Consider the following 23527-nt stretch of genomic DNA (forward strand, 5'->3'; position numbering starts at 1 on the left):
GCGCGGGTCGCGCCGGTGTGGTCACACCATACCGGTGTGACGCCTACTAATGGCAACGGAAACGCGCTTTCGTACGCTCAGGGCGCGTATCAGGTCATCACGACACATCATAGCGCTGACGGCCGGCAATGAGTGAGTTGGCATGACCGGCCAACCATGAGAGGCATGGCAGAACTACCTGTGTCTGACCCAGTGCATGATAATTCATTGAGTGATGGGACGCCGCTGCAAGTCTGCATACGGCCCTCGAAACCGCCTTGCAGGGTCTGCTGCAGACGAAGCCATATAAGCATATAAGAGAGCCGTATAGTCATATAGCCGTGTAGACGTATAGCCGTATATCTGCTCAGCCGGAATTGCTTGTGGTCTCCACACGAGCTCGTGCGTGGAGACCACAAGCAATTCCCGCGCTGAGTCGAAGCGTCAGTTCCACTTCTCCTCGGTGCGCTCGGGCGCGGCCCACAATGTGTGGTAGATGCCCTCGGGATCGTCGACCCGGTGATACGTGTGGGAGCCGAAGAAGTCCCGCTGGCCCTGGATGAGCGCTGCGGGCAGTCGGTCGGCCCGCAGTTGATCGACGTAGGCCAGCGAGGAGGCGAAGGCCGGGGCGGGCACGCCGGTCAGGGCCGAGATGGCCACGACCTGGCGCCAGGCGGGCAGGGCCTGGACCAGCGCGGAGGCGAAGACCGGCGCGGTCAGCAGGCTGGCCAGATGCGCGTCCTCGTTGTCAGCATTGCTGGCATTATCAGCGCTGCCAGTGCTGTTGTAGGCGCGAGTGATGTCGTCCAGGAAGCGGGCGCGGATGATGCAACCGCCTCGCCAGATCCGGGCCATGGCACCCAGGTCGATGTTCCAGCCGAACTGCGCCGAGGCGGTGGCGATCTCGTCGAAGCCCTGGGCGTAGGCGGCGATCTTGGAGCCGTAGAGGGCCTGTTTGACGGCGTCGATGAACGCTTCCCGGTCCTGGCCGGACAGGGTGGATTCGGAGGTGCCGGGAGCGAGGTCGGCGGCGCGAACAGCCGCGCGCGCGGCCGCGGCGGAGGAGACCGCCCGGGCGAAGGTGGCCTCGGCGATGGCGGGGACCGCGACCCCGAGCTCGAGGGCGGTCTGCGTGGTCCACACGCCGGTACCCTTCTGCCCGGCGGCGTCGACCACGACATCCACGAAGGGCCGGCCGGTGACCGGATCGGTGCGGGAGAGCACCTCGGTGGTGATGTCGATGAGGTAGGAGTCGAGCTCGGAGTCCTTCCATGACCGGAAGACCTCCGCGATCTCGGGCACGCTGAGCCCGGCGACGTACCGCAGCAGGGAGTATGCCTCGGCGATGAGCTGCATGTCGGCGTACTCGATGCCGTTGTGCACCATCTTGACGAAATGGCCGGCGCCGTCGGGGCCCACATGAGTGCAGCAGGGCTCGCCGTCGACGTGGGCGGAGATGGACTCCAGCATGGGACCCAGACGGTTGTAGGACTCGGCGGTCCCCCCGGGCATGATCGAGGGGCCGAGCAGGGCGCCCTCCTCTCCCCCGGAGACGCCCATGCCCACGAAGTGCAGGCCGCGCTCGCGCAGGGCCTCCTCCCGGCGGCGGGTGTCGGTGTAGAGGGTGTTGCCGGCATCGACGATGATGTCGCCCGGCTCCATGAGGGCGGAGAGCTCCTCGATCACGGCCTCAGTGGCGGCTCCGGCCTGCACCATGATGATGGCCACGCGTGGGGTGCGCAGGGAGGCGACGAAGTCCTTCAGGTCGCTGGCGGGTACGAAGTCGCCCTCGGAGCCGTAGCGCTCCATGAGCCGCTCGGTACGGGCCAGGGTGCGGTTGAACACCGCCACCGAGTGCCCGTGGCGGGCGAGGTTGCGCGCCAGGTTGGCCCCCATCACCCCCAATCCGAACACGCCGAGGTCTGCCGAGGCCGGTGCGGGGGTGAAGTCGCTCATATGCTGCCTTTCCTGCTCGCCAAGACCGGCGGGCGACATGGGTGTGCGCAAATGCGCCTTGTAGAAAACCTTACCGCGACTGCCATTCGTCGTGCGGCACGCGTGTTGGGGCCGCGCTGTTCGATAACTGGTCGATAGCAGCTCGCCCACACGCGTCGCCTCAGAGCCTTCATTCCGAGTCCCGGGTCCTCGGGTGTTCTCGAAGCCTTCGCACTACAGTGGTACTAGTACTCGCCAAGTTCGCGTCCTGCTCAGGATGTGAAGCCCTGCACGCCGCTTCAGAAAGGTACTCGTGGACGATTCCACTCCGACATCCGAACGCTCTTCGCCGGCCCTCGGCTCCAATCCCCTGCTGGATTCCCGCGATCTGCGCATGCCCCGGATCGCGGATCCGTGCGTACTCGTCATGTTCGGCATCACCGGCGACCTGGCGCGTCACAAACTGCTGCCGGCCATCTACGACTTGGCCAACCGCGGCCTGCTCTCTCCGAGTTTCTCCCTGGTGGGAGTGGGGCGCCGTTCTTGGAGCGACGACGAGTTGCGGGCCTATGTCGAGCAGGCGGTGCGTGCGGGCGCCCGCACCTCGTGGCACCAGGCCATCTGGGATCAGCTGGCCGCCGGCATGCGCTTCGTGGAATTCTCCTCCTTCGAGGATGACGATGCCTACTCCCGCCTGACCGACGTCGTGGTCGGCCTTGATGCCACGCGCGGCACCAGCGGCAATCGGGCTTTTTACCTATCGATTCCGCCGGGCTGGTTCCCGGCGGTCACCCAGCGCATTGCCGCCTCGGGCCTCGTGGACGAATCGCCGGGCTCATGGCGGCGGGTGATCATTGAGAAGCCTTTCGGCCACGATCGAGCCAGCGCAGCCAGACTCGATACCCTGGTCTCACGGATCGTGCGCCCTGATGATGTCTTCCGCGTCGATCATTACCTGGGTAAGGAAACCGTCCAGAACATCTTGGCGCTGCGCTTCGCCAACACCATGTTCGAGCCGTTATGGAATCAACGTTACGTGGACCATATCCAGATCACCATGGCCGAGGACATCGGTATCGGCACACGCGCGGGCTACTACGACACCATCGGCTCGGCTCGCGATGTCATCCAGAATCACCTCCTCCAGCTCTTGGCGCTGACGGCCATGGAGGAGCCGACCGCCATGACCGCTCCGGCGGTGCGTGCGGAGAAGGAGAAGGTTCTGGCCTCCGTGCGCCTGGAGCGCCATGGCGTTCTCGACTTGGACACCACGACCGCCCGCGGCCGCTACGACGCCGGGTTCCAGGGAGGCGTACCCGTCAAGGGTTATCTCGAAGAGGACGGCGTTGCTGCCGACTCGCGCACCGAGACATTCGCTGCGATTCGTCTGGAGATCGCCAACCGTCGTTGGGCGGGCGTGCCCTTCTACCTGCGAGCGGGAAAGCGTCTGACTCGTCGCGTGACCGAAGTCGCCGTCGTTTTCAAACGACCGCCTTTCCTGCCATTCGACGACGCCGCTACCGCCGGTGTAGGCGCCAATACGATCGTCCTGCGGATTCAGCCCGATGAGGGCATCACTCTGCGTCTGGCCTCCAAGGTTCCTGGCTCCCATATCGAGTTGCGTGATGTGTCCATGGACTTCGGCTACGGCGGGACCTTCAACGAGGAGTCCCCCGAGGCATATGAACGGCTGATCCTGGATGCGCTGCTCGGCGATGCGCCGCTCTTTCCCCACCAGCGCGAGGTCGATCTGTCCTGGCGCATCCTGGACCCCGTTATCGAACGCTGGGCCGCCTCCGGAGCCCCTGACGGCTACCGACCCGGTTCCTGGGGACCCGAGTCTGCTCACCAGCTCCTTGCCCGTGACGGCCGTACATGGAGGCGCTCATGATCACCACCCTGACAGCCACGACTACCGAGCGCATTGTCTCTGCGCTGGTCGAGGAGGAAGGCGTCTCCGGCGGTTCACATGTGCTGACTCTCATCATCGACACTAATACCGCTGGGCTGGAGGACGCTCTGGCCGCGGCGCACGGCGCGAGCCGGGACCATCCGTGCCGCATTATCGCAGTGGTCCGGCCCGATACTGAGAATGATGATGTGAATGATGCCGCGACAGGGCCCCGGTCGCGTGACGGGCATGTCCCATCCGACCTGCCGGGACATCTCGACGCCGAGATCCGGGTCGGTCATGATGCCGGGGCCGGCGAGACGCTGGTTCTACGGCCTTGGGGCGAGGCCGCTGAGCATGTCGACACGCTCGTCGTTCCCCTCCTGCTGCCCGACGTCCCGGTGGTGACATGGTGGCCGACTGCGCCGCCCGATCGGCCCTCCACGGACCCCTTGGGGAAACTGGCCTCTACTCGGATCACCAACACTCCTGCGCTGTCGGATCCAGTGATGGCCCTTAAAGCGCTTGCGCCGTCCTTCACCCGTGGCGATATCGACCTGGCCTGGACCCGGATCACGCTGTGGCGGGCCATGGTCGCCTCGACCCTCGATCCGGTGCTGCGCGACGGAACGGCCCGAGGCATTGTCGTCGCCGGAGAGCCGGGGAACGCCTCCATCGCGCTCATGATCCGATGGCTGGCACTGCGCACCGGAGTGGCCATTGAGCAGATCGATGTCCCCGGTTTCAGCGGCATTGCCTCAATCACTGTGAGCACGCTGACGGGCGATATCGTGATAGCCCGTATGGACCAGGAGCGCGCCACCATCACCCGTCCCGGGGGCGAGGCTCCGCAGGTCGTCACCATGCCTCGACGCGAACCGATCACGACCATGAACGAGGAATTGCGCAGGCTGACTCCCGACCTCGTTTTCGAAGAGGTTCTAGCCTCTTTCGCCGCCGAATGCTGCACTTCTCATGCTCCCGACAGGACAGGTTCGTGAGCGCCGCCGACCTGATTGAGAAGAGGACCGCGTCCCTGCCCACGGCGAAGCTCGTGCGCCGCCCCTCCTTCGACGAGGTCTGCACCCTGGCTGCTGAACGGACTGCAGAGCTGCTCGTCGAGGCGGTGGCTTCTCGTGGTTCCGGGCACCTCGCCCTGACCGGTGGCTCGGCCGGCATTGCGCTGGCCCGCTCTCTGCCTGCGACCTTCGCCGCAGCAGGGATCAGCGGCTCGCTTCTGGAGAATGTTCACCTGTGGTTCGGCGACGAGCGCTTCGTTGCCGCAGGCGACCCCGACCGCAATGACCTGCTCGTGGCGGGATTGGTTGATGCGGGCTTACCGGACGCCAACGTTCATCGGGTGCGCGGTCCAGAGCTGGTTGCCGGGGTCGATGCCGCCGCCGCGCACCTGGCCGAGGAGCTTTCTGCAACCGGTCCTGCTGAAGGGCGCTTCGACGTCGTCCACCTGGGAGTCGGGCCGGACGCTCACGTCTGCTCCCTCTTCCCGGGGCATCCGGCGGCGCTGCTGACCGGGGGCGACGTCGTCGCGGTGCACTCCTCCCCCAAGCCTCCGCCCGAGCGGGTCTCACTGACCTTCGATGCGCTGCACCGCTCCCGGTGCGTCATGGCGGTAGCCGGCGGTGCGGGAAAGGCGGAGGCGGTTCGTGCCGGCCTGGGAGCGCCTGACGTGGTGCGAGCTCCCGCATCATGCGCGCGTGGGCGTGCCACCACCTGGTACCTCGATGACGCGGCCGCCAGTGGGCTGACCGGCTGATCGATTGCACGCTCGGAGCGGTGCCTGACTCTGCTCCAGCTGGTCCGTGCTCCGTGCACAGGCTTGGGACCCGCCTGGCACGAAGCCGCAGTCTGTGGACAGGCGCATGGGGCGCGGCGTAAGCCGCGTAGCCTGGGAACATGCGATTTCTGCGGTTCCGCGATCCCGGCCCGACTATCCTCGTCAGATGAGCCGACTAGTCGGCTCTGGGCCAGTCTGAGGCATCGATATGCTTGTTTTCACGCCGTATGTGCTGCATGCCGGCGCTGTTGCTCTTGCGACGGTGCTGGCGGCTTCCGGTTCCGTTCCACCCGGTCAGTGGGACTCTCGCGGAGATCAGGTTCTGAGTGCTGCGGGCGCGTTAGAGGCCCTGGATTCGCTTCCGGCGGATGCGCCGGCCGCAGTTTCCTGGGGTGAAGGCGGATCTCGCACGGGCTGGTTCGGTCAGGCCTGGGAGGACGTGGACGGTGATGGCTGTGACACTCGGAACGAGATTCTGTCCCGGGACCTGACCGATGCGGACTACTCCCGCGCCAATGGCATCCAAAGTCGTGATGAGGGGGTCGGGCAGGGTGCAGCCGTGTGCCCTGATGCCACCGTGTGGTCTGGCACGCTTCACGACCCCTATACCGGTTCCACCATCGCCTTCCAGCGTGGCCAGGGCACCTCGGAGGCGGTTCAGATCGACCATGTGGTGCCTCTGAACTATCTCTATGCGCATGGCGCCTGGGCGTGGGACGAACGCACCCGACTCCTGGTGGCCAATGATCCCCTCAACCTTTTGGCGGTCGATGGGGAGGCGAATCAGGCCAAGTCCGCCTGCGGGCCGGCGACCTGCCCGGTGGGCTCGACCGAGACCGCTTCCTGGCAAACCGAGTCGGATCGCGGATGGTGGCCTTCGGATGACTCTTACAGGTGCGCCTACGCCGCTCGTTTCGTCTCCGTGGCGGCCGCCTACAGCCTGGGGCTTCCCCAGGCCGATGTCGATGCGCTGCGCACGACACTGACGGACTGCGCCGCGGGCGGTGACGGCGCTCCTTCAGCCCTGGAGCGCGTCACCGGTACCGCTCAGGGCACGGCGGATGTTCTACGTTCCAGTCCGATCTACCGTCTGGTGTCGATCATCGGTATCGCCCTGGTTGGCGCGGGCCTGGTGGCACGCTCCAAGCGCGCCCTGGATGCAGGTCGCCGAACTGGGCGGCGCCGCAGAAACTGATACCGTCGTCGCTAGGATCGGGCATATGAGCACCAGGCAGGCCCGAAGTAAGCGGATGCCCAACGATGCCGGAGCTGCCGGTGGTGACGGTCCTGCCTCGGCCAGGATCGACGTATGGCTGTGGAGCGTGCGTCAGATCAAGTCGCGGTCCGCTGCGACGGCGGCCTGTCGGGCCGGGCACGTGCGCATCAATGGAGAACCCGCCAAACCCGCCCAGCACGTGCGGATTGGCGATGAGGTCCGCTACCGGGTCGACGGGTTCGACCGGCACCTGATTATCAAGCGCATCCTGCTCAAGCGTGTTGGGGCCCCGGTAGCGCGAACCGCTTACACCGATATCTCCGCGCCGCGCCCCTCCCCCATGGATGCGCCGGCCGGGATCATCCGCGACCGCGGTGCGGGCCGTCCCACGAAGAAGGAGCGGCGCCAGCTCGATGCTCTGCGCGGTGCGCCGAGCGAGATCGACATCGAGCACATCCTCGACGGCGAGCGCCGGTGAGGTCGGTGGTTTCTAGAAGGCGGAATACGCGCTCATCGTGGCGGCAGGCGGTCGAGAAGAGCCTCGATCATGCGCAGCACCCCGTCATCGGTATTAGCCGGAGCGATATAGCGGGCTCGGGAGAGGATCCCAGGATGGGCGTTGGCCATTGCGAAGGACAGTTCGGCATGGTCATATAGCTCGGCGTCGTTGAGGTAATCGCCGAACACGGCTGTTTGAGCTGGTTCGATACCCAGCCGCTCCTGTACTGCCGCGAGCGCCCGTCCTTTTGAGGCGGTGCGGGCCATCATGTCGACCCAGTGCGCACCCGACACCACAGTCTGCACGCCGGGCACGGCTGCCGATAGAGGCCTGTAGCACTCGGACTCGGCGTCGCCGAAGGCGTAGACGGCGATCTTGAGGACATTGTCCAAAGCAAGATCCAGGACGTCCTCCACAGGCTCGAGAGCCGCGTAGTAGAAGGCGCATTGACGCACGAAACGCTCATCAATGCGATCAACATAGGCGCGGTCCCTGGTGGCGATTACCGGGCCGACGTCGAGTCCCTGCTCGCACAGGGCACGAGTCGTGTGCACCACGGTAACCGCGTCTGAGCGGGTGATCGTCTCGCGGTGGATCTCGTCATCGCCCTGAACGACTATCGTGCCGTTCTCCGCGATGATCGGGCTCTGCGTGATCGTAGCTCCCAGGGTGGCCCGCAGGTTGGCGAGTTGGCGCCCCGAAGCCGGCACGAAGACGACGCCGTGCTCATGCATGCGGGCCACGACGGTGTCGAGACGACGTGGGACGCGGCCCTGGCCATCGAGCAGGGTGCCATCCATGTCTGCGACCACTAGCCGCAGGTCGACTTCGTCCGGAAAGTCGGCTGTCAAGTTGCTGAGTTCTGAGGTCTCAGTCGGGCCGGATACGGAATGACTCATGACGGGATCCTTTCAGATTCGCGGCGCTGAGGGTCGAGGAAGACATCGACGGCGAGCTCGGCCAAGGAGCGGAGTGAGATCAAGGAGATTCCAGCGAAATGTTGCTATCGTCAGGTGCGGCCGCATCGACCACCAAGCAGTCCGGCGCAAGAACGTTGTGCGGTCTGAGGGTGTGCTGTTCGCTGGGGACTGTGGCACCTCAGGATTGGCGGGATTACGGGGTGGGTTGCTGTGTCGTCTGTACGGGGTGGGGTTGTTGCGGTGATGGGCCGTTACTGCTGGCCAGTAGTGTGGTGGCGAATGCAATCGTCGTCACCAGGGTTAGTGCCGCGATCACGACAGCCGTCCATGCCAGGGGTTTGCCTTGGCGGCTGGTGCGCAGGCGCACGATACCTGCAATAGGAGCGATAAGGGCCAGTGGCGCGCCGGAACTGCAACGGGCTCGACGCCAACTCCGGCGGCGTCAGTCGCAACGATGCGCGCTCGGCAGCGTCTGCGATGAGCCCGGTGATCGCCTCACGATCTTGGAGGCTGGCGAACCGCCAGCCCATCAACTGCCTGCTGGCTTCGGAGTGCAGATTCCAGCGAGTCCAGGTCGTGCGCTTCTCCGCAACCATCTCCATCACGGCCTGCCCGACTTCGTGCACCACGTCCAGCGGCACGTCGTCGGCGCGCAGCAACCGTCGCGGCGCCTCACCGCGGAGCAAGGCGCGCGCCCAGCCGGTCGCATCCGTGCCGAGCAGCCGGGTTGCGCGCTCGCGCCAGTCGCGGGTGAGGCCCGCCAGCGACTTGATCTGCTTTTCCGGTCGGGTGGCGAGTGTCGCTTGGGCGCGTAGTTTCAGCACCATTCGCGCCGAGGGCTGCCGGCCATGCTTGGCGATCTACTCGGCGATCAGCGATTGCGTGCCCGCATCTGCAACCGCCCAGATTGCGGAGATGGACTTGGGGACGCTGAACGTGAAGTCGTAACCGGCCACCGCGCGGCGGGTGCCGCGCTCGGCTTCCTCGGCCTCGATCGTGGCGACCTCTCGTGCTCGCGCTGCCGGCCCCAGCTCCGGGTCGAGTGCGTTCACGCGCTGCTCGATCCGCTCGGCGATACTGGCGAACTGCTGGTAAGGACGACTCAGAGCCTCCCCGGTGATGGGGTTGTGTCCCATGCCGATGAAGAGCTGTAGCTGCGCCTCAGACACCTGCGGCCCCTCGGCCAGCTCACCGTGCCCCAGCGACGCAAGGCCCTGGCCGAGCCAGAAGCCTGGCGGGTTCGCCGCCTCGGCGTAGTACCTCGTAAGCGAGGCCGAAAGGGAGCGGTCGCCGTCGCCGGCCGCGATGGATTTCAGGAGGTACTTGTAGCAACCGCCCGCACTCATCACGCGCATCGAAACCGTCACGACCGGGCCTCCCTCCTGGCCGGGAGGTGAGCGTCTAAACCCGCCTACGGCGCCGCTCGGCGGGCGGCGCCTCGTCTGAAAGACGTGTGGCAAGATCGGGTCTTGACTTTAGTTTTGACTCATTTTAGCGTGCGCTAAATCAAGTACCGACTGAACAAAGGAGTCATCATGGGATCGAGGCTGTCGTACTTCGAGGTCACGTCAACGGACATGGAGCGGGCGCAGTCGTTCTACCGCGAGATGTTCGGCTGGCAGGTCATGGCACTGCCGGAGATGGGTGGCTACGCCGTCGTGGACACCCAGTCGGGCGAGGGCGGTGCTAGCGGTGGCATCGGCCCGGTGATGGACGGCGGGGCCGGTGGCATCCGGGTCTACTTCCACGAACCCGACCTGACAGCGGGTCTGACACGGGCGGTCGAGCTTGGCGGCACGGTCGTGCAGGAGCCGACCGAGATTCCCGGCTTCGGCACCATCGCGGTGTTCGCCGACCCGGACGGGCACCAGGTCGGTCTGTGGGATCGTGACGGTTTCGGTGCGGCATGACCCTGAACCGGGAACAGGCGCTGCAAGCATTCGCTGAGCCGCGCCGACGCGCGATCCTCGAACTGGTCGCGGAGAACGAGCTGCCCGCCGGTCAGATCAGCTCTCAGTTCTCAGATGTGTCGGCCTCCGCCGTCTCTCAGCACCTCCGCATCCTCAAAAATGTGGGCCTGTTGGTTGAGCGGCGCGACGGCGCGCGTCGCCTGTACCGGGCCGACACCGACGCACTCGAAGAACTGCGCAGCTACCTAAATGACCTGTGGGCGTCGAGCCTCAAAGTTGCGCAGTCCATCACAGAGGCCGAGCACCGCGGCGACACGGACGAGCAGCGAGAGGTTGGCTGATCGTGACCGCTGAGCAGAACCGGAACCGGCACCTCTCCGCGGTGCCTCGCGACGAGTCGGAGTCGAACCCGCTGGACGATGCGGTGATGGCCGAGGTCACAGTACGCTGCCCGGCCCCGGAAACTTTCGCGCTGTTCCTCGACACGCTCGCGGACTGGTGGCCGCTCAAGGACTACTCGATGGCCCCCGGCGAGGTCGTCGATGTCGAGGTCGACCGTCGCCCCGGTGGGGCGATCACCGAGATACGCCGCGATGGGAGCCGCGCCCGCTGGGGAACCCTGCTGACCTGGGAGCCGCCCCACCGCTTCGCGATGGACTGGCACGTTACCCCCGGCCTGGAACAGACCGTCATCACCGTGACGTTCAAGGCCGTCTCGCCGCAGGTCACCAAGGTCTCACTCGTGCATAGCGGTTGGCAGGGCATCGACCCGGCCCGCCTCGGTATGCAGCTCGGCTACACCCAGGGCTGGACAGCGATCCTGCGCTGCTTCACCCGCAGCCTCGAATCCGAAGACTGAACACTCACGGGTAAGGAGTCATCATGTCCACCACATCCACGGCCAAGGCGACCCGCGTCGCAACCTTGTTGGCCTGCTCGCTCGCCTCGTTCATGGTCGGCCTTGACGCCCTCGTGGTGACCACTGTGCTCCCCAACATCCGCCACGACTTCAGTGCAGGCATCGATAACCTCTCCTGGGTCGTGAACGCCTACGCTCTCGCATTCGCCGTCTCGATCCTGGCTGGGTCGATGCTGGGCGACCGCTTCGGGCGACGCCGGATGCTCACGGTCGGCGTCGCCCTGTTCGCCATCGCCTCGGCTTTGTGTGCGCTCGCCCCGACGCTCGGCGTCCTGGTGGCTGCGCGCGCGGTGCAGGGCGCGGCCGGCGGCGTATGCGTGCCGCTCGCCCTCGCCATCGTCACCGCCACTACACCTGCCGAGCGGCGCGGCAAGGTCATCGGTATCTGGGGTGCGATCACCGGCATCGCCGTCGCCATCGGCCCCCTCATCGGCGGCCTCGTCGCTCAGGGCCTCGCCTGGCAATGGGTGTTCTGGCTCAACCTCTCCGTCGCCGCCCTCATCCTCGTGCTTGCCTGCCGCATCCCGGCAGACGCCCCTCAGTCCGGGCTGGCAGACCTGATCGGACTGGCGCTGGTGACCCTCGGCATCGCGCTCGTCACCCACGCGCTCGTCCGGGTCACCCCGGCCTCCCTCAGCGACGCCTCACTGTGGGCGGAACTCGCAGGGGGCCTGGTGCTGCTGGTCGGCTTCGCCCGCTGGGAACGCCGTGCTATAGCGCCCTTGGTGCCGCCCGCCCTGTTCCGTCATGGTGGGTTCCTCGCCTCCTGCATCGCAATGGCCGCACTCGGGGCAGGCCTGTTCGGAACCGCGTACCTGCTCGCCCAATACATTCAGGCCGCGATAACGCCCGACCCGCTCGGCGTCGGACTCGCGCTCCTGCCGTGGACAGGACTAGCCGTGCCCGTCGCACCCGTCGTCGGACGGCTCTCGGACAAGACCGGCGAAGCTCCACTGCTGGCCCTCGGCCTTGCCCTCCAAGCCCTTGGTGCCATTCTGCTCGCCGTCACCGCGTCCACCAACTACACCGCGATCCTCGTGCCGCTGATCGTCTCCGGCCTCGGCGTCGGCAACGCATTCCGCCAAGTCGGAGCCGCGCTCGGCATCGCCGTCGCCGTGGCCGTATTCACCCTCAGCGGCGGCAGCCTCGCCCGCCCCGACACCACGATCACCGGCTTCCAGCCCGCAATGCTCGCCCTCGCAGGATTCGGTCTCATCGGCACCATTGCCGCCGTCCGACTCATCAGCCAAACGCCGGGTCGGCTATCACACCGCTGCACGCAGTGAATCAGCCCAAGGGGCTCTGACCGCGCCCTTGATCTGAAGTCCACAGAAGTCGTTCTGCGACTGCTGATGGACTGGACAGCTCTTGCGAGTAGTCGGTAGACAGTGCAAGGCATGTCATGCGCGACTTCCAACCGCTGGTTGCTCGTACCCGGACGGTACACCGTGCAGTGGGGCCGGTGGCGTATGACTGCGTGAAGGTCGTCGTAATACGGAGCGGAACCGCGGTCCTATTCTCCGAGTTCGGGCAGAAGCCCATCCGGCCCGGCGATGTGCTGCTACTGGCTCCGAACACGCTGTAGCTCCTCTGAACCGGAGGGACACATCACGGTCACCTCGGTGTCGCTGGACTCGGACTACGTGCTCGATCAGGTGCGCTGGCGGTACGCTGGCATCGTCCAGGACAGGCTCGACGCGCAGGGCTTCGCCGACACCATCTATAGCGAGCCAGCGCAGGTCCTCTCTTCACTGACGCCTATGGCAAGACGCCGCAGGCGTTCTTGACGATGCTGCGGTGTGAGCAGTTGGCCCGGCTGCTGCGTGAGACCGATCTGCCGATCGAGGCGGCGATGCGCAAGCTCGGTTGGTCGAGTCGTGGCCATGCGGCTCGGTTATCATGCCATTCTCCGCGATGATCGGGCTCTGCGTGATCGTGGTTCCCAGGGTGGCCCGCAGGTTGGCGAGTTGGCGTCCCGAGGCCGGCGCGAAGACGACGCCGTGCTCATGCATGCGGGCCACGACGGTGTCGAGACGACGTGGGATGCGTCCCACGCCCTGCTCCCCCGACTCAGGATCGTCGGCACCCACCTGCTCGGCTCCCACCGCCGCGGCTCATCAGGAGTGCGGGGCTGAGGGGCGGGGAAGGCTGCGGCGCGCCACGGCCTCGGCGACCTCGAAGGCCTCCTCCAGGCTCGAGGCGTGGCCGAGGTAGTTGAGGCGGTAGGCGACGGCGCCGATCATCAAGTCGACGCTCATGGCCGGATCGGGGCCCGGCCACTGGCCGGCGGCACGGGCCCTTGTCACGGCGTCGATGGCGCTGTTGCGCAGTGGGGCGATGATGCGGTCGCGATAAGCGGCCTGAGCCTCGGGGCGCCCGATGAGCTCCAGGGCGATCTGGGGCAGGACATCGGCCAGCGGCGAGGCGGCGATGTAGGAGTGCGCTTGAACGATGAGGGCGCTCAGATCCGCAAGCGGGTCCTGGCTCGGCTCGCGCTCGCGCGGTCCCAGAGCCGCATCGACCGCATCGACCGCAAGGTCGACCAGGGACGGCCACCGGCGGTAGATCGTCGACTTGGGCACTCCCGCGCGGCGTGCGACCTCATCAATGCGCAGGCCGCGGAAGCCCTTCTCGGCGAGCAGGCCGAAAGTCTCCCGCAGCACCCTGACGTCCACCGAGGCGTCCCGGGGCCGCCCGCTGCGCGGTCTGCCGGTCGTGGACACCGTCGCCTCCTCACTCACTCGGGCGTGCTCGCCGCGGATTCTTCCAAAGCGGCCGGCAACTCGCTACTATCAGTTATGCAACTATTGGTATCGTAAATATGAGGAGGACCCATGGTCCCCAACAGTGCGGAACCGCGGGACGGCGCCGTGACGATGCGGTTTCGCTGGTCGACGATCCCGGCATTCCCCCTCGCCGGCCACAACGAAGGGGGCCTATGAGATGTGGGCCGTTCAGTACCGCAGCAGCGGAGGACCGAAGGTCCTGCGGCTCGAGAAGGCGCCGCGCCCCGTCCTCCGTCCCGGGCAGGTCCTCGTGCGCACACTCGCGAGTGGAGTGAGCCGGGTCGATGTGCTTTACCGGCGCGCGGTCGTCTGCCGCACGGAGTCTCGTTCCCCAAGCGGACGGGATTCGACGCTGTCGGTCAGGTCGTGGCCGGCAGCAGCGGTCCGATCAAGGTCGGGGACTGGGTCGCCGTGGTGCTGGGTCTCGAACCGCTGCGAGGCCGGGGCACGACGGTCGAGCTGCTCGCGGTCGAGCCATCGCGCTGCGGCCGGTTCCCCGCCGGATACGTGCCGTCCGTCGAGGACTGCGCACTCGTGCTGGGAGGGCTCACCGCCCTGCGCGCTGTGCGCAACGGCCTGCGGGTCCGGCGCGGCGACCGTCTGCTGGTCGTGGGTGCGGGCGGGCCGGTGGGGATGGCGGCGATTCAGATCGCACGCGGTTGCGGGGCGTCGGTCGATGCCATCGCGGGCCGGACGGCGCTCGAGCGCTGCCGGGGCCTGGGCGCCGAGCACGTGCGCGACTACCGCAGCCCGGAGGCCGAGGCGATGCGGGGCTCGCGCTCCTACGACGGCGTGGTCGTGGCGGCCGGGAGCCCCGCGGCGTGGTTCGGGGCGGCTTGCCGCGGGGCGACGGCGGCGCTCACCGACGGCGGCTCCTGGCTCCCGTCGGTGCCCGCCGCGATGCGCGCCGGGGTGCACAGCGTGCCCATCGCCGCGGGTCACGACTGCGACGACCTCACCTGGTTGGCGCGCAGGATCGCGGCCGGAGAGCTCGTACCCGTCGTCGGGCGGCGCTACGGAGCGGCCGAGGTCGGGCGCGCGCACGCCGAGCTCGGCTCGGGCGGGACGTGCGGCGCCCGGATCATCGATCACCGGGATGCGCCGGCGCTCTGAGCGACGTGCAGGCGTGCGGGGCCGAGGGCCCGAGTGCCGAGCCGGATGCGGTCAGACCACCAGCGGCGCTAGAAGGAACCCGAGTATGACGCATATGACGATCGAAACTGTTCCCGGCAGGACGAAGGGGTGGGCGAAGACGTTCCCGCCCACGCGCGTGGAGCCGGTGTCGTCCATCTCCATGGCCGCGACCGTCGTCGGGTAGTTCGGCAGGAGGTAGTAGTTGGCGACGGCGGGGTAACTGGCCAGTAGTGCCACAGCGGGCAGGCCGAGGCTCACCATGAGGGGCATGAATGCCTTGGTGGTGGCGGCGTGGGAGAACATGAGCGGCGCGGCGAAGTAGAAGAACACCGCGGCCAACCAGGGCAGTGCCTGGAGCGGTCCGGAGAGCGCGACCGAGATGGCCCCCTCGTAGTGCTCGACGAAGGCGTTGCCGAGCCAGGCCAGGCCCATGACGCAGATGGTCGCCGTCATACCGGCCCGGAAGGTGTCCTGGCTCGCGATCGACGCCGTGGGCTTGCGCGCCACGAGGCAGATGACGGCGGCAGTAGTCAGCATGATGGTCATGATGGCCAGTGTCGAGCTCATCGGCGGGTTGGAGATGATCCCGACCTCCTGGGAGGTCACCGTCGCGTAGGCGACGACCAGGACGAGGGCGGCGAGGAAGATGAGCAGACTCGGCACCGCACTGCGAGTGGGCCGGTAATCGTCCGTGACCGCGGCGCTCGGCCTGACCAGGCCCTTGTCCAGGCGCTCCCGGTAGACCGGGTCGTCCTTGAGATCGGATCCCTGGCGCGCGGCGACGACGGCGCCGACCGCCAGGCCGATGAAGGTCGTGGGAATGACGACGGCCAGGCAGATCAGGTAGCCGATCCCCAGCGGCTCGAGAGCGATGACGAGGGCGACCATGGCCGCCGAGATGGGCGAGGCGGCGACTCCCACCTGCGAGGCGACGACCGCGATGGACAGCGGACGGGAAGGGCGGATCCTGTGCTCCTTCGACACGTCGACGATGACGGGGATGACCGAGTAGGCGGTGTGTCCGGTACCGCACATGACGGACATGAGGAAGGTGACGAAGGGCGCCAGGAAGACGATCTGCCGGGGGTGCTTGCGCAGCAGGAGCTCAGTGAGGTGAACGAGGTGGTCCATGGAGCCGGCCACCTGGAGCGCGGCGACGGTGCAGATGACGGACATGATGATGCCGATGACATCCCAGGGCACGTGCTCACTCGCGGTGGGCACGCCGGTGACAGCCAGGACGATGACGCCGGCCGCTCCCGCCAGGCCGATGCCGATGCCGCCGAGCCTGGCGCCGACGATAATGAACAGTAGGACGATGAGTAGGTGGAACCAGATCATGGATGGTCTTCCTCCACTCAGGGGGACAGCGATTGCCCGCTGATCGGGCGCCACCCAGTGCCAGCGCATCCGGTGCCGCTGCGCCAGCGGCACCACGACTGGAAAGTGGTGACGCAAGACTCATTTTATAAGGCATTCTGTCATCTCGCTGGCTTTTGGCACGGGAATCGAATGGAAATGGGCTGAGAAGGCCTCACGGACTTGCGCGCACTTCTCCGAGCATCTCCTAGCACCCCATCCTCGTCCCCTCACGGTCAAAGAGTGTCAAAGAGCTCGACCCGGGCAGTGGCGGTCCAGCATTGAAAGGACGTGCAGACGTGCACAAGTGGACCCGTCTCAGCACGGAACCCGGGCCTCTGGCGGCGAATCGTGGAAGGAAAAGTTCTGATCTGAAGGTGCGCTCGGCGGGAGTCGCCGCTCTGCGACTCCCTAGAAACAACGAAAACCGCTGAGATTCAGCGGTTTTCAGTCGGGCTGGCGGGATTTGAACCCACGACCCCTTGACCCCCAGTCAAGTGCGCTACCAAACTGCGCCACAGCCCGTCCTTGCGGCTCAGCACCGCTGGGAACGAGTAGAACCATAGCCCATGAGGCCCTTACTCCCGAAATCTGCCGACGGTGACACCACTCACCGCTTGCTTCGACAGGTTGGCCGAGGAAGCCTCCGGCTCAGGTGCTTTCGGTCCAGGCCTTCATGCCACCGGCGAGGTTGGTGAGCTCCCCCGTGTAGCCGGCGGCCGTCAGCGCCTCGATAGCACGCGCCGAGCGCATTCCGGCAGCACAGTGGACGATCGTCTCCCGGCTCGGATCCAACTCCTCCATGCGCTCCACGACCTCCCCCAGCGGAATCCGCAGAGAGCCCTCAATGGCATCGATCGCCACCTCGTTCGGCTCACGCACATCCAGCAGCGTATAGGTGCTTCCGGGCGCCCGGCCCGCGGCGATCCGGGCACGCAACTCGGTGGCGGTGATCTCGTTCATAGTATGTCCCCTCGGAGTGTCGATCTTTCCGTCAGGAGTATCCCCCTGCGATCTGACACCGCAGAAGGCCTCGTAGTCAATGAGCCCGGTGATCGTGGGCTCGGTTCCGCACACAGGGCAGGTCGGATTCTTGACGACCGGCAGCTCGCTCCCCCTCCCCGTCCAGACGTTGAGCAGCACCATGCGACCGATGAGCGGCTGGGCTCCCCCAACAATGAGCTTGAGCGCCTCAGCGGCCTGAATGGTCCCGACGATTCCCGGCATGACACCCAGCACTCCGCCCTCGGCACATGAAGGAACCGCCCCCGGATCGGGCGGCATCGGGTGCACACAGCGGTAGCACGGGCCGTTCGGAGCGTCGAACACCGTCACCTGCCCGTGTGAGCGGAACACGGCTCCGTGCACAAGCGGAGTACCGAGCATGACGCAGGCATCGTTGAGCAGGTAGCGCGTCGGGAAGTTGTCGGTCCCGTCAATGACGACGTCCCACCCGGCGAGCAGCTCCATCGCGTTCGCGCTTGTCAGAGCCGTGTGGTGCGTGATGACCTTGACGTCGGGATTGAGGGCCTCCACGGCATGACGGGCCGATTCGGTCTTCGGCTGCCCCATTCCCGGCGTCGTGTGGATGACCTGGCGCTGCAGGTTGGAGACGTCCACAACGTCGTCATCGATGATGCCGAGGCACCCCACCCCGGCGGCTGCCAGGTAAAGAGCAGCCGGAGAACCGAGCGCGCCTGCGCCCACCAGCAGGACCCGAGCGGCGCGGATGCGCTGCTGCCCAGCGATGCTCACCTCGGGGACCAGCATGTTGCGGGAGTAGCGGCGCTTGTCCGCTGCGGACAGCGGCCGCAGGCGCTGCGAGTCGATGACTGATGCTTCTAGACCAGAGCGTTGCACGGGAAACTGTTCCCACGCCTTCCGTCAGTGGCGCAGCCCCCGGTAGCGGGTGATGAGGGCCCGGGTGGAGGCGTCCTGCGAGGCCAGGGCAGCATCGTCGCCCTGGACGGCGGGTGCGATCTGGAGCGCGAGCTTCTTGCCGAGCTCCACCCCCCACTGGTCGAAGGAGTCGATGCCCCACACGATGCCCTGGGTGAAGGTGATGTGCTCGTACAGCGCGATGAGCTGGCCCACCACCGCGGGCGTCAGGGCCGGGGCCAGGATCGACGTCGTCGGCCTGTTACCGGCGAAGACGCGCGCCGGGACGATCTCCTCGGGCGTGCCCTCGGCACGCACCTCATCGGCGGTCTTGCCGAAGGCGAGCGCAGCGGTCTGGGCCAGGTAGTTGGACAGGAACAGCTCGTGAACATCCACTCCCCCGTCCTTGGTGGGGTGAGCGGGGTTGGCCACGGCGATGAAGTCGGCGGGGATGAGCTGGGTGCCCTGGTGGATGAGCTGGTAGAAGGCGTGCTGGCCGTTGGTGCCCGGCTCGCCCCAGAAGACCTCGCCCGTCTCGGTGGTCACCGGGCTGCCGTCCCAGCGCACCGACTTGCCGTTGGACTCCATGGTGAGCTGCTGGAGATAAGCGGCGAAGCGGTGCAGGTACTGGGCGTAGGGCAGGATGGCGTGGGAGCCGGCCTTGAAGAAGTTGACGTACCAGACGTTGAGCAGCCCCATGAGCATGGGGACGTTGTCGCGCGGCTCCTTGGTGGCGAAGTGCTCGTCCACGGTGCGGAAGCCGCCCAGGAAGTCGGCGAAGTTCTCCGGGCCGATGGCCACGGCCAGGACCGTGCCGACGGCGGAGTCCACCGAGTAGCGCCCGCCCACCCAGTTCCAGAAGCCGAAGGCGTTCTCGGGATCGATGCCGAACTCGGCCACCTTGTCCAGGGCCGTGGAGACGGCCACGAAGTGCTTGGCGATGGCGCCGTTGGTGGGCAGTCCCCGCTGCTCCAGCGCACCCAGGAACCAGTCCCGGGCCATGCGTGCGTTGGTGAGCGTCTCCAGGGTGGTGAAGGTCTTGGAGGCGATGATGAACAGGGTGGTTTCGGGGTCGAGCCCGGCAACCTTCTCGGCGCAGTCGGCGGGATCGATGTTGGAGATGAAACGGCACTCCAGGCCCTCCTGGACGTAGGGCTTGAGTGCTTCGTAGACCATGACCGGCCCCAGGTCGGATCCGCCGATGCCGATGTTGACGACCGTCTTGATGGGCTTGCCGGTGATGCCGGTCCACTGACCCGAGCGCACGCGCCGGGCGAAGGCGTAGATCTTCTCCAGGACCTCGTGGACGTCGGCGACGACATCCTGCCCGTCAACGCTCAGGGAGTCCCCCGCCGCGCGGCGCAGGGCGGTGTGGAGGACGGCGCGGTCCTCGGTGATGTTGATGTGCTCCCCGGCGTACATGGCGTCGCGGCGGCCTGGGACATCGACTTCGCGCGCCAGTTGGGCGAGGGCGTCGCGGACGTCGTCGGTCAGGAGGTTCTTGGACAGGTCGACGTAGAGGTCCCCCAGCTCGTAGGAGAACCGCTCGGCGCGCTCGGGATCGTCGGCGAACCAGGCGCGCAGGTCCGGAGTCATGGAGTCGTGGAGCTCGATCAGGCGCTTCCAGGCGGGCGTCGTGGTGGGGTCAACCGGATTCAGCATGGCTACAGTCTATGGGTGTCGCAGCCATGCGCCACTCTCCGGCGCCAACCGTTCTCAGGATTGCGGGGTCCTCATAATGGCTCCTGAAGCACCGACAAGAATTCATGCGGTTCTCACCTCTGCCGATGCCGTGCGCGCCGCCCTGGTCGAGCTGTCCGACGAGTCCAAGGCGGCACAGGTCGCCCGCTACCTGCGCGCCGTTCCCGGCGGCTACGGAGAGGGCGACCGCTTCCGCGGCGTGCCCGTCCCGCAGGTTCGCGCCATTGCGAAGCGCGCAGTTCTCGACGACGACGAGCTGGAGCGTCTGGTGGCCGGCCCCTGGCACGAGGAGCGGATGGCCGCGCTGTGCGTCGCCGTCGCTCAGGCCAAGCGAATCAGCCGTCTGCTGGGCTCGAAACGGGCGCAGCGAGATCCCGATTCGCAGGCTGTCCAGGAGGCACTGGCCAGGCGCGAGGAGCTGGGGCGGCGGTATCTGGACTGGGTCGGCCGGGACCTGGTCAACAACTGGGACCTGGTGGACACCTCGGCCGAGCACCTCGTGGGGGCCTGGCTCCTCGTTCCTCTCGCGGGAGCGCAAGGGCTGCCCTCCCGAATCACCGATCTCATCGCGAGCAGCAACGTGTGGGAGCGGCGCGTAGCGGTCATGTCCACCTTCGCCAGCACCCGAGCCGGCACCGACTGGCCGACCTACGCCGCCGCCCGGCAACTGCTCGATGATCCTCACGATCTCATCCACAAGGCGGTCGGCTGGATGCTGCGGGAGGCGGGGAAGCGCGTCGATGAGGCCTCGCTCATCGCCTTCCTCGACCAGTACGCCGCGCGCATGCCGCGAACGATGCTGCGCTACGCGATTGAGAGGTTCTCCCCCGAGGTCCGAGCCCACTACCGGTCACTGAGGGTCTGACGTTCGCTGATGGTCTGCTGCCGGTACAGGCTCGGTGAGAGGCCCAGGACTTGTCGGAAGTCGGCGGTCAGGGGGGCGTGGTCCGCGTAGTCGAGCTCGGCGGCCACATGCGCAACGGTGAGAGACGGATCCTCCCGGAGCCGTTGCGCCGCTTCCTGGAGCCGGTAGCGTCCGATCACGGCCAGTTGGGGGCAGACCGATGTAGTTCTCGGAGAACCGCTGTAGGCTCCGACCGGAGATGCCAAGGCGCTCGGCGAGCTGTTGAACGCGCAGAATGCCTCTGCCGGAGGCGACGACGTCCTCCATCTTGTTGGCCATGAGCGCCATCGCTTGTGTCGGCCCGGTCGTCAGGCCAGGATGGGGAAGAGCCTGGCCGTGGTGGATGAGATATGACCGACGTCGGGGGAAGGGTGCGGAGGAGCCGATCTCGAAGACCATGGAGCGCAATTGAGTCAGCGGTTCCACGTCGGCGCCGAGGAGCATCTCGGCGAACATCGCAACGCGATCGATGACGGACGGGATCGCCGCGCCGTTGTGGAGCACTCAGCGCCGTTTGCGCTTCTCCCGCACACGCACTCCGATCTGAACGGGCGTGCCGACGAAACCGAACTCCTCGCGCAGGCGCCGCTCGATGAAGCGGCGATATCCGGCATCCAGGAAACCGGTTGAGAACACGACAATACGTGGCGGCGCCGTCTGCACCTGGGTGGCGAAGAGGATGCGGGGCTGCTTGCCGCCGCGCAGCGGGTGCGGCGTCGCGGATTGCAGCTCACCGAGAAAGGCGTTGAGCCGACCGGTCGGGATGCGGGTGGTCCAGCCCTCAAGGGCGGTGTCCAGGGCACGCACAAGCCGGTTGGTGTGCCAGCCGGTGCGCGCCGCCAGGTTGATGTGCGGCGCCCAGGCCACATGCGCCAAGTCGTGCTCGGTCTCCCAGGCCAGCATCTTCTGGCGCTCCTCGTCGACCAGGTCCCACTTGTTGTTGACCAGCACGAGGGCCCGTCCGGCATCCACCGCCTGCTGGATGACACGCACATCCTGTTCGGTGATCGGCTCGGAGGCATCCAGGAGAATGACGGCCACCTCGGCCTTCTCAATGGCGCCCTGGGTACGCAGGACTGCGTAGTAATCGGCGCCGCGGGCCTGTTTCACACGACGGCGAATGCCGGCGGTGTCTACGAAGACCCATCTGCGCCCGTCGAGTTCGAGGACCTCATCGACCGGGTCGCGGGTCGTACCGGCGACCTCGTTGACCACCACCCGAGCAGCCCTGGCGATGGAGTTCAGCAGAGAAGACTTCCCGACGTTCGGTCGGCCCACCAGGGCGATGCGGTGCAGGTCGTCATCGCGAACCGGCCCGGCGACGGCGGACACCTCGGGAAGAATCGCCATGGCGGCGTCCAGGACATCGCCGCTGCCGCGCCCGTGCAGCGCGGAAACCGGGTAGGGCTCGCCGAGCCCCAAGTTCCACAGGGCGGCCGCATCACCCTCCTGAGCCGGCGAGTCCACCTTGTTGGCGGCCAGCACGACGGGCTTGCCCGACTTGCGCAGCATCTGCACGATGCGCGCATCGGTCTCGGTGATGCCGACCTGAGCATCGACGACGAGCATGACGGCGTCGGACATGTTGACAGCGATCTCGGCCTGGGTGGCGACGGCGGCATCCAGACCGGCGACGTCCACCTCCCAACCGCCGGTGTCCACGATGGTGAAGCGCCGGCCGGCCCATTCCGCCGGATAGGAGACGCGGTCGCGAGTCACGCCCGGCGTGTCCTGAACCACGGCTGCGCGACGCCCCAGGACCCGGTTGACGAGGGTGGACTTGCCGACATTCGGTCGGCCTATGACCGCGAGAACAGGCAGGCCTGCTTCCAGGCCGGAGTCTGTCGCCGGGATGTCCTGGCCGTCCAGTAGAGCGAGATCCTCCTCCTCGAGCTCGTAGTCGGCCAACCCCTCACGCAGGGCCTCGGCCCGCAAGAGGTCTTGGCGATCGCGCTCAGCGGCCTGATCGAGCTCGCTCTCGATAAGAGCGATGACATGCTCGACCGTCTCGGGAAGATCCATGTCGGAGGTGTCCACGAGGGTCACGCCCTCCGGAGCCGTGAGGAACTGGGAGACTGCGGAGTCATCCTGATCCCGACGAACCACCTGATCGCGCAGGGCAGCGGCGTCGATGTGCTTGCCGGCGGCCTCCAAATCGGCGGCGCGACGGGCGAGGCGAGCCTCCTCGCTGGCGGTGATGAGCAGGCGCACGTCTGCGTCGGGTGCGATGACGGTGGTGATGTCCCGGCCCTCGGCCACGACTCCGGCACCCGCGGAGAAGGCGCGATGCAGCCCGGCAGCCTCACTATGGATGATCTCGCGCTGGAGGCGGGCCAGCTCGGCGCGGACATCGAGGTTGGTGGCCACCTTGGAGACGATGGCGGCGATATGAGGATCGCGGATGGCGCTGGCGATGTCTTCACTGCCGCAGACAACACCCGGCGCCTCGGGATTGACCCCCATCGTCAAAGGCATGGTCTCGACCGCGCGCGTCACGGCCTCCGAGTCTTCAAGATCGACGCCCTCGTGCTCGCACCACCAGGCCGCTGCCCGGTACATGGCGCCGGTGTCGAGATAGGCCAAACCGAGTCTGGAGGCGACTTGCTTGGAAACGGTCGACTTGCCTGATCCGCTCGGCCCGTCGATCGCGACAACGATTCCCATGTGCTTTCCTCCAGACCTCGGTGAACCCGTCCAAGGG

Annotated in this window: 23 protein-coding genes and 1 tRNA gene; 13 read left to right on the forward strand and 11 right to left on the reverse strand. The window is 66.8% G+C overall.

The genetic code is table 11. From position 1 onward, the window contains the following. Positions 1-423: 423 nt before the first annotated feature. Positions 424-1935: an NADP-dependent phosphogluconate dehydrogenase gene (gene gndA / locus W5W_RS0109815; RefSeq protein WP_017195280.1), complete on the reverse strand. Its 1512-nt coding sequence runs from the start codon at positions 1933-1935 to the stop codon at positions 424-426. Between the two features lie 373 nt (positions 1936-2308). Between gndA and zwf the strand changes: the two genes are divergently transcribed. The 5 genes from zwf (at position 2309) to W5W_RS0109840 (ending at position 7294) form a co-directional block, all read left to right on the forward strand. Then, complete coding sequence (gene zwf / locus W5W_RS0109820; RefSeq protein ID WP_232611683.1) at positions 2309-3805, forward strand: glucose-6-phosphate dehydrogenase; 1497 nt, start codon at positions 2309-2311, stop codon at positions 3803-3805. After that, positions 3802-4806 (forward strand): glucose-6-phosphate dehydrogenase assembly protein OpcA, encoded by a 1005-nt coding sequence (locus W5W_RS0109825; protein WP_008731835.1) that lies wholly within the window; start codon positions 3802-3804, stop codon positions 4804-4806. Before zwf ends, W5W_RS0109825 begins: the two co-directional genes overlap by 4 nt. After that, the gene (gene pgl, locus W5W_RS0109830) at positions 4803-5579 is read left to right on the forward strand and encodes a 6-phosphogluconolactonase (protein ID WP_008731825.1); all 777 of its coding nucleotides are present in this window, start codon (positions 4803-4805) and stop codon (positions 5577-5579) included. Before W5W_RS0109825 ends, pgl begins: the two co-directional genes overlap by 4 nt. A 229-nt stretch (positions 5580-5808) precedes the next feature. Next, entirely contained in the window at positions 5809-6795 is a 987-nt protein-coding gene (locus W5W_RS0109835; protein WP_017195281.1) for an HNH endonuclease family protein, read from the forward strand. 55 nt (positions 6796-6850) lie between these two features. After that, entirely contained in the window at positions 6851-7294 is a 444-nt protein-coding gene (locus W5W_RS0109840) for an RNA-binding S4 domain-containing protein (protein WP_017195282.1), read from the forward strand. A 32-nt stretch (positions 7295-7326) separates the two neighbouring features. Here W5W_RS0109840 and W5W_RS0109845 read toward each other — a convergent pair whose 3' ends face one another. From W5W_RS0109845 to W5W_RS0109855, 3 genes are all read right to left on the reverse strand, one after another. Beyond that, on the reverse strand, positions 7327-8214 hold the full coding sequence (locus W5W_RS0109845) for an HAD family hydrolase (RefSeq protein ID WP_017195283.1): 888 nt from the start codon (positions 8212-8214) through the stop codon (positions 7327-7329). 272 nt (positions 8215-8486) lie between these two features. Next, on the reverse strand, positions 8487-9062 hold the full coding sequence (locus W5W_RS0109850; RefSeq protein WP_008731833.1) for a hypothetical protein: 576 nt from the start codon (positions 9060-9062) through the stop codon (positions 8487-8489). Between the two features lie 33 nt (positions 9063-9095). Then, positions 9096-9602: a relaxase domain-containing protein gene (locus tag W5W_RS0109855; RefSeq protein WP_154650321.1), complete on the reverse strand. Its 507-nt coding sequence runs from the start codon at positions 9600-9602 to the stop codon at positions 9096-9098. A gap of 168 nt (positions 9603-9770) precedes the next feature. Between W5W_RS0109855 and W5W_RS0109860 the strand changes: the two genes are divergently transcribed. The 6 genes from W5W_RS0109860 to W5W_RS16160 all read left to right on the forward strand — a co-directional run bounded on the left by W5W_RS0109860 (position 9771) and on the right by W5W_RS16160 (position 13199). Then, positions 9771-10145: a VOC family protein gene (locus W5W_RS0109860; RefSeq protein ID WP_008731834.1), complete on the forward strand. Its 375-nt coding sequence runs from the start codon at positions 9771-9773 to the stop codon at positions 10143-10145. After that, positions 10142-10486, forward strand: a complete 345-nt coding sequence (locus W5W_RS0109865) for an ArsR/SmtB family transcription factor (protein WP_017195285.1) — start codon at positions 10142-10144, stop codon at positions 10484-10486. Before W5W_RS0109860 ends, W5W_RS0109865 begins: the two co-directional genes overlap by 4 nt. 2 nt (positions 10487-10488) lie before the next feature. After that, positions 10489-11004, forward strand: a complete 516-nt coding sequence (locus W5W_RS0109870; RefSeq protein WP_017195286.1) for an SRPBCC domain-containing protein — start codon at positions 10489-10491, stop codon at positions 11002-11004. Positions 11005-11027: 23 nt separating this feature from the next. Then, complete coding sequence (locus W5W_RS0109875; protein ID WP_017195287.1) at positions 11028-12350, forward strand: MFS transporter; 1323 nt, start codon at positions 11028-11030, stop codon at positions 12348-12350. A gap of 503 nt (positions 12351-12853) precedes the next feature. Continuing rightward, positions 12854-12982, forward strand: coding sequence for a hypothetical protein (locus W5W_RS16945; protein ID WP_369423550.1), 129 nt, complete (start codon positions 12854-12856; stop codon positions 12980-12982). Between the two features lie 49 nt (positions 12983-13031). Then, positions 13032-13199: a hypothetical protein gene (locus W5W_RS16160; protein ID WP_154650322.1), complete on the forward strand. Its 168-nt coding sequence runs from the start codon at positions 13032-13034 to the stop codon at positions 13197-13199. Here W5W_RS16160 and W5W_RS0109890 read toward each other — a convergent pair. Continuing rightward, entirely contained in the window at positions 13182-13787 is a 606-nt protein-coding gene (locus W5W_RS0109890) for a TetR/AcrR family transcriptional regulator (protein ID WP_008731832.1), read from the reverse strand. The genes W5W_RS16160 and W5W_RS0109890 overlap by 18 nt on opposite strands. A gap of 429 nt (positions 13788-14216) precedes the next feature. Between W5W_RS0109890 and W5W_RS0109895 the strand changes: the two genes are divergently transcribed. Further along, on the forward strand, positions 14217-14963 hold the full coding sequence (locus tag W5W_RS0109895; RefSeq protein ID WP_017195289.1) for a zinc-binding dehydrogenase: 747 nt from the start codon (positions 14217-14219) through the stop codon (positions 14961-14963). Positions 14964-15014: 51 nt separating this feature from the next. Here W5W_RS0109895 and W5W_RS0109900 read toward each other — a convergent pair whose 3' ends face one another. From W5W_RS0109900 to pgi, 4 genes are all read right to left on the reverse strand, one after another. Beyond that, entirely contained in the window at positions 15015-16325 is a 1311-nt protein-coding gene (locus tag W5W_RS0109900) for an anaerobic C4-dicarboxylate transporter family protein (RefSeq protein WP_008731302.1), read from the reverse strand. Positions 16326-16794: 469 nt separating this feature from the next. After that, positions 16795-16868 (reverse strand) — tRNA-Pro (locus W5W_RS0109905). A 126-nt stretch (positions 16869-16994) separates the two neighbouring features. After that, a complete protein-coding gene (gene moeB / locus W5W_RS0109910) occupies positions 16995-18203 on the reverse strand; it encodes a molybdopterin-synthase adenylyltransferase MoeB (RefSeq protein WP_017195290.1) in 1209 nt (402 codons plus the stop codon). A 24-nt stretch (positions 18204-18227) separates the two neighbouring features. Then, positions 18228-19883, reverse strand: coding sequence for a glucose-6-phosphate isomerase (gene pgi, locus W5W_RS0109915; RefSeq protein ID WP_008731303.1), 1656 nt, complete (start codon positions 19881-19883; stop codon positions 18228-18230). 76 nt (positions 19884-19959) lie between these two features. Here pgi and W5W_RS0109920 point away from each other — a divergent pair, with 76 nt between their 5' ends. Continuing rightward, entirely contained in the window at positions 19960-20787 is an 828-nt protein-coding gene (locus W5W_RS0109920) for a DNA alkylation repair protein (protein WP_008731305.1), read from the forward strand. Here the strand turns inward: W5W_RS0109920 and W5W_RS0109925 are convergent. Together W5W_RS0109925 and der are read right to left on the reverse strand one after the other, a co-directional pair. Further along, on the reverse strand, positions 20766-20966 hold the full coding sequence (locus W5W_RS0109925) for a helix-turn-helix domain-containing protein (protein ID WP_008731307.1): 201 nt from the start codon (positions 20964-20966) through the stop codon (positions 20766-20768). The genes W5W_RS0109920 and W5W_RS0109925 overlap by 22 nt on opposite strands. 364 nt (positions 20967-21330) lie before the next feature. Beyond that, positions 21331-23490 carry a bifunctional cytidylate kinase/GTPase Der gene (gene der, locus W5W_RS0109930; protein WP_017195291.1) on the reverse strand — a complete coding sequence of 720 codons (2160 nt, stop codon included), beginning with the start codon at positions 23488-23490 and terminating at the stop codon, positions 21331-21333. Positions 23491-23527 lie beyond the last annotated feature (37 nt).

This window comes from Actinomyces massiliensis 4401292 (assembly GCF_000269805.1).
Classification (GTDB): Bacteria; Actinomycetota; Actinomycetes; order Actinomycetales; family Actinomycetaceae; genus Actinomyces; species Actinomyces massiliensis.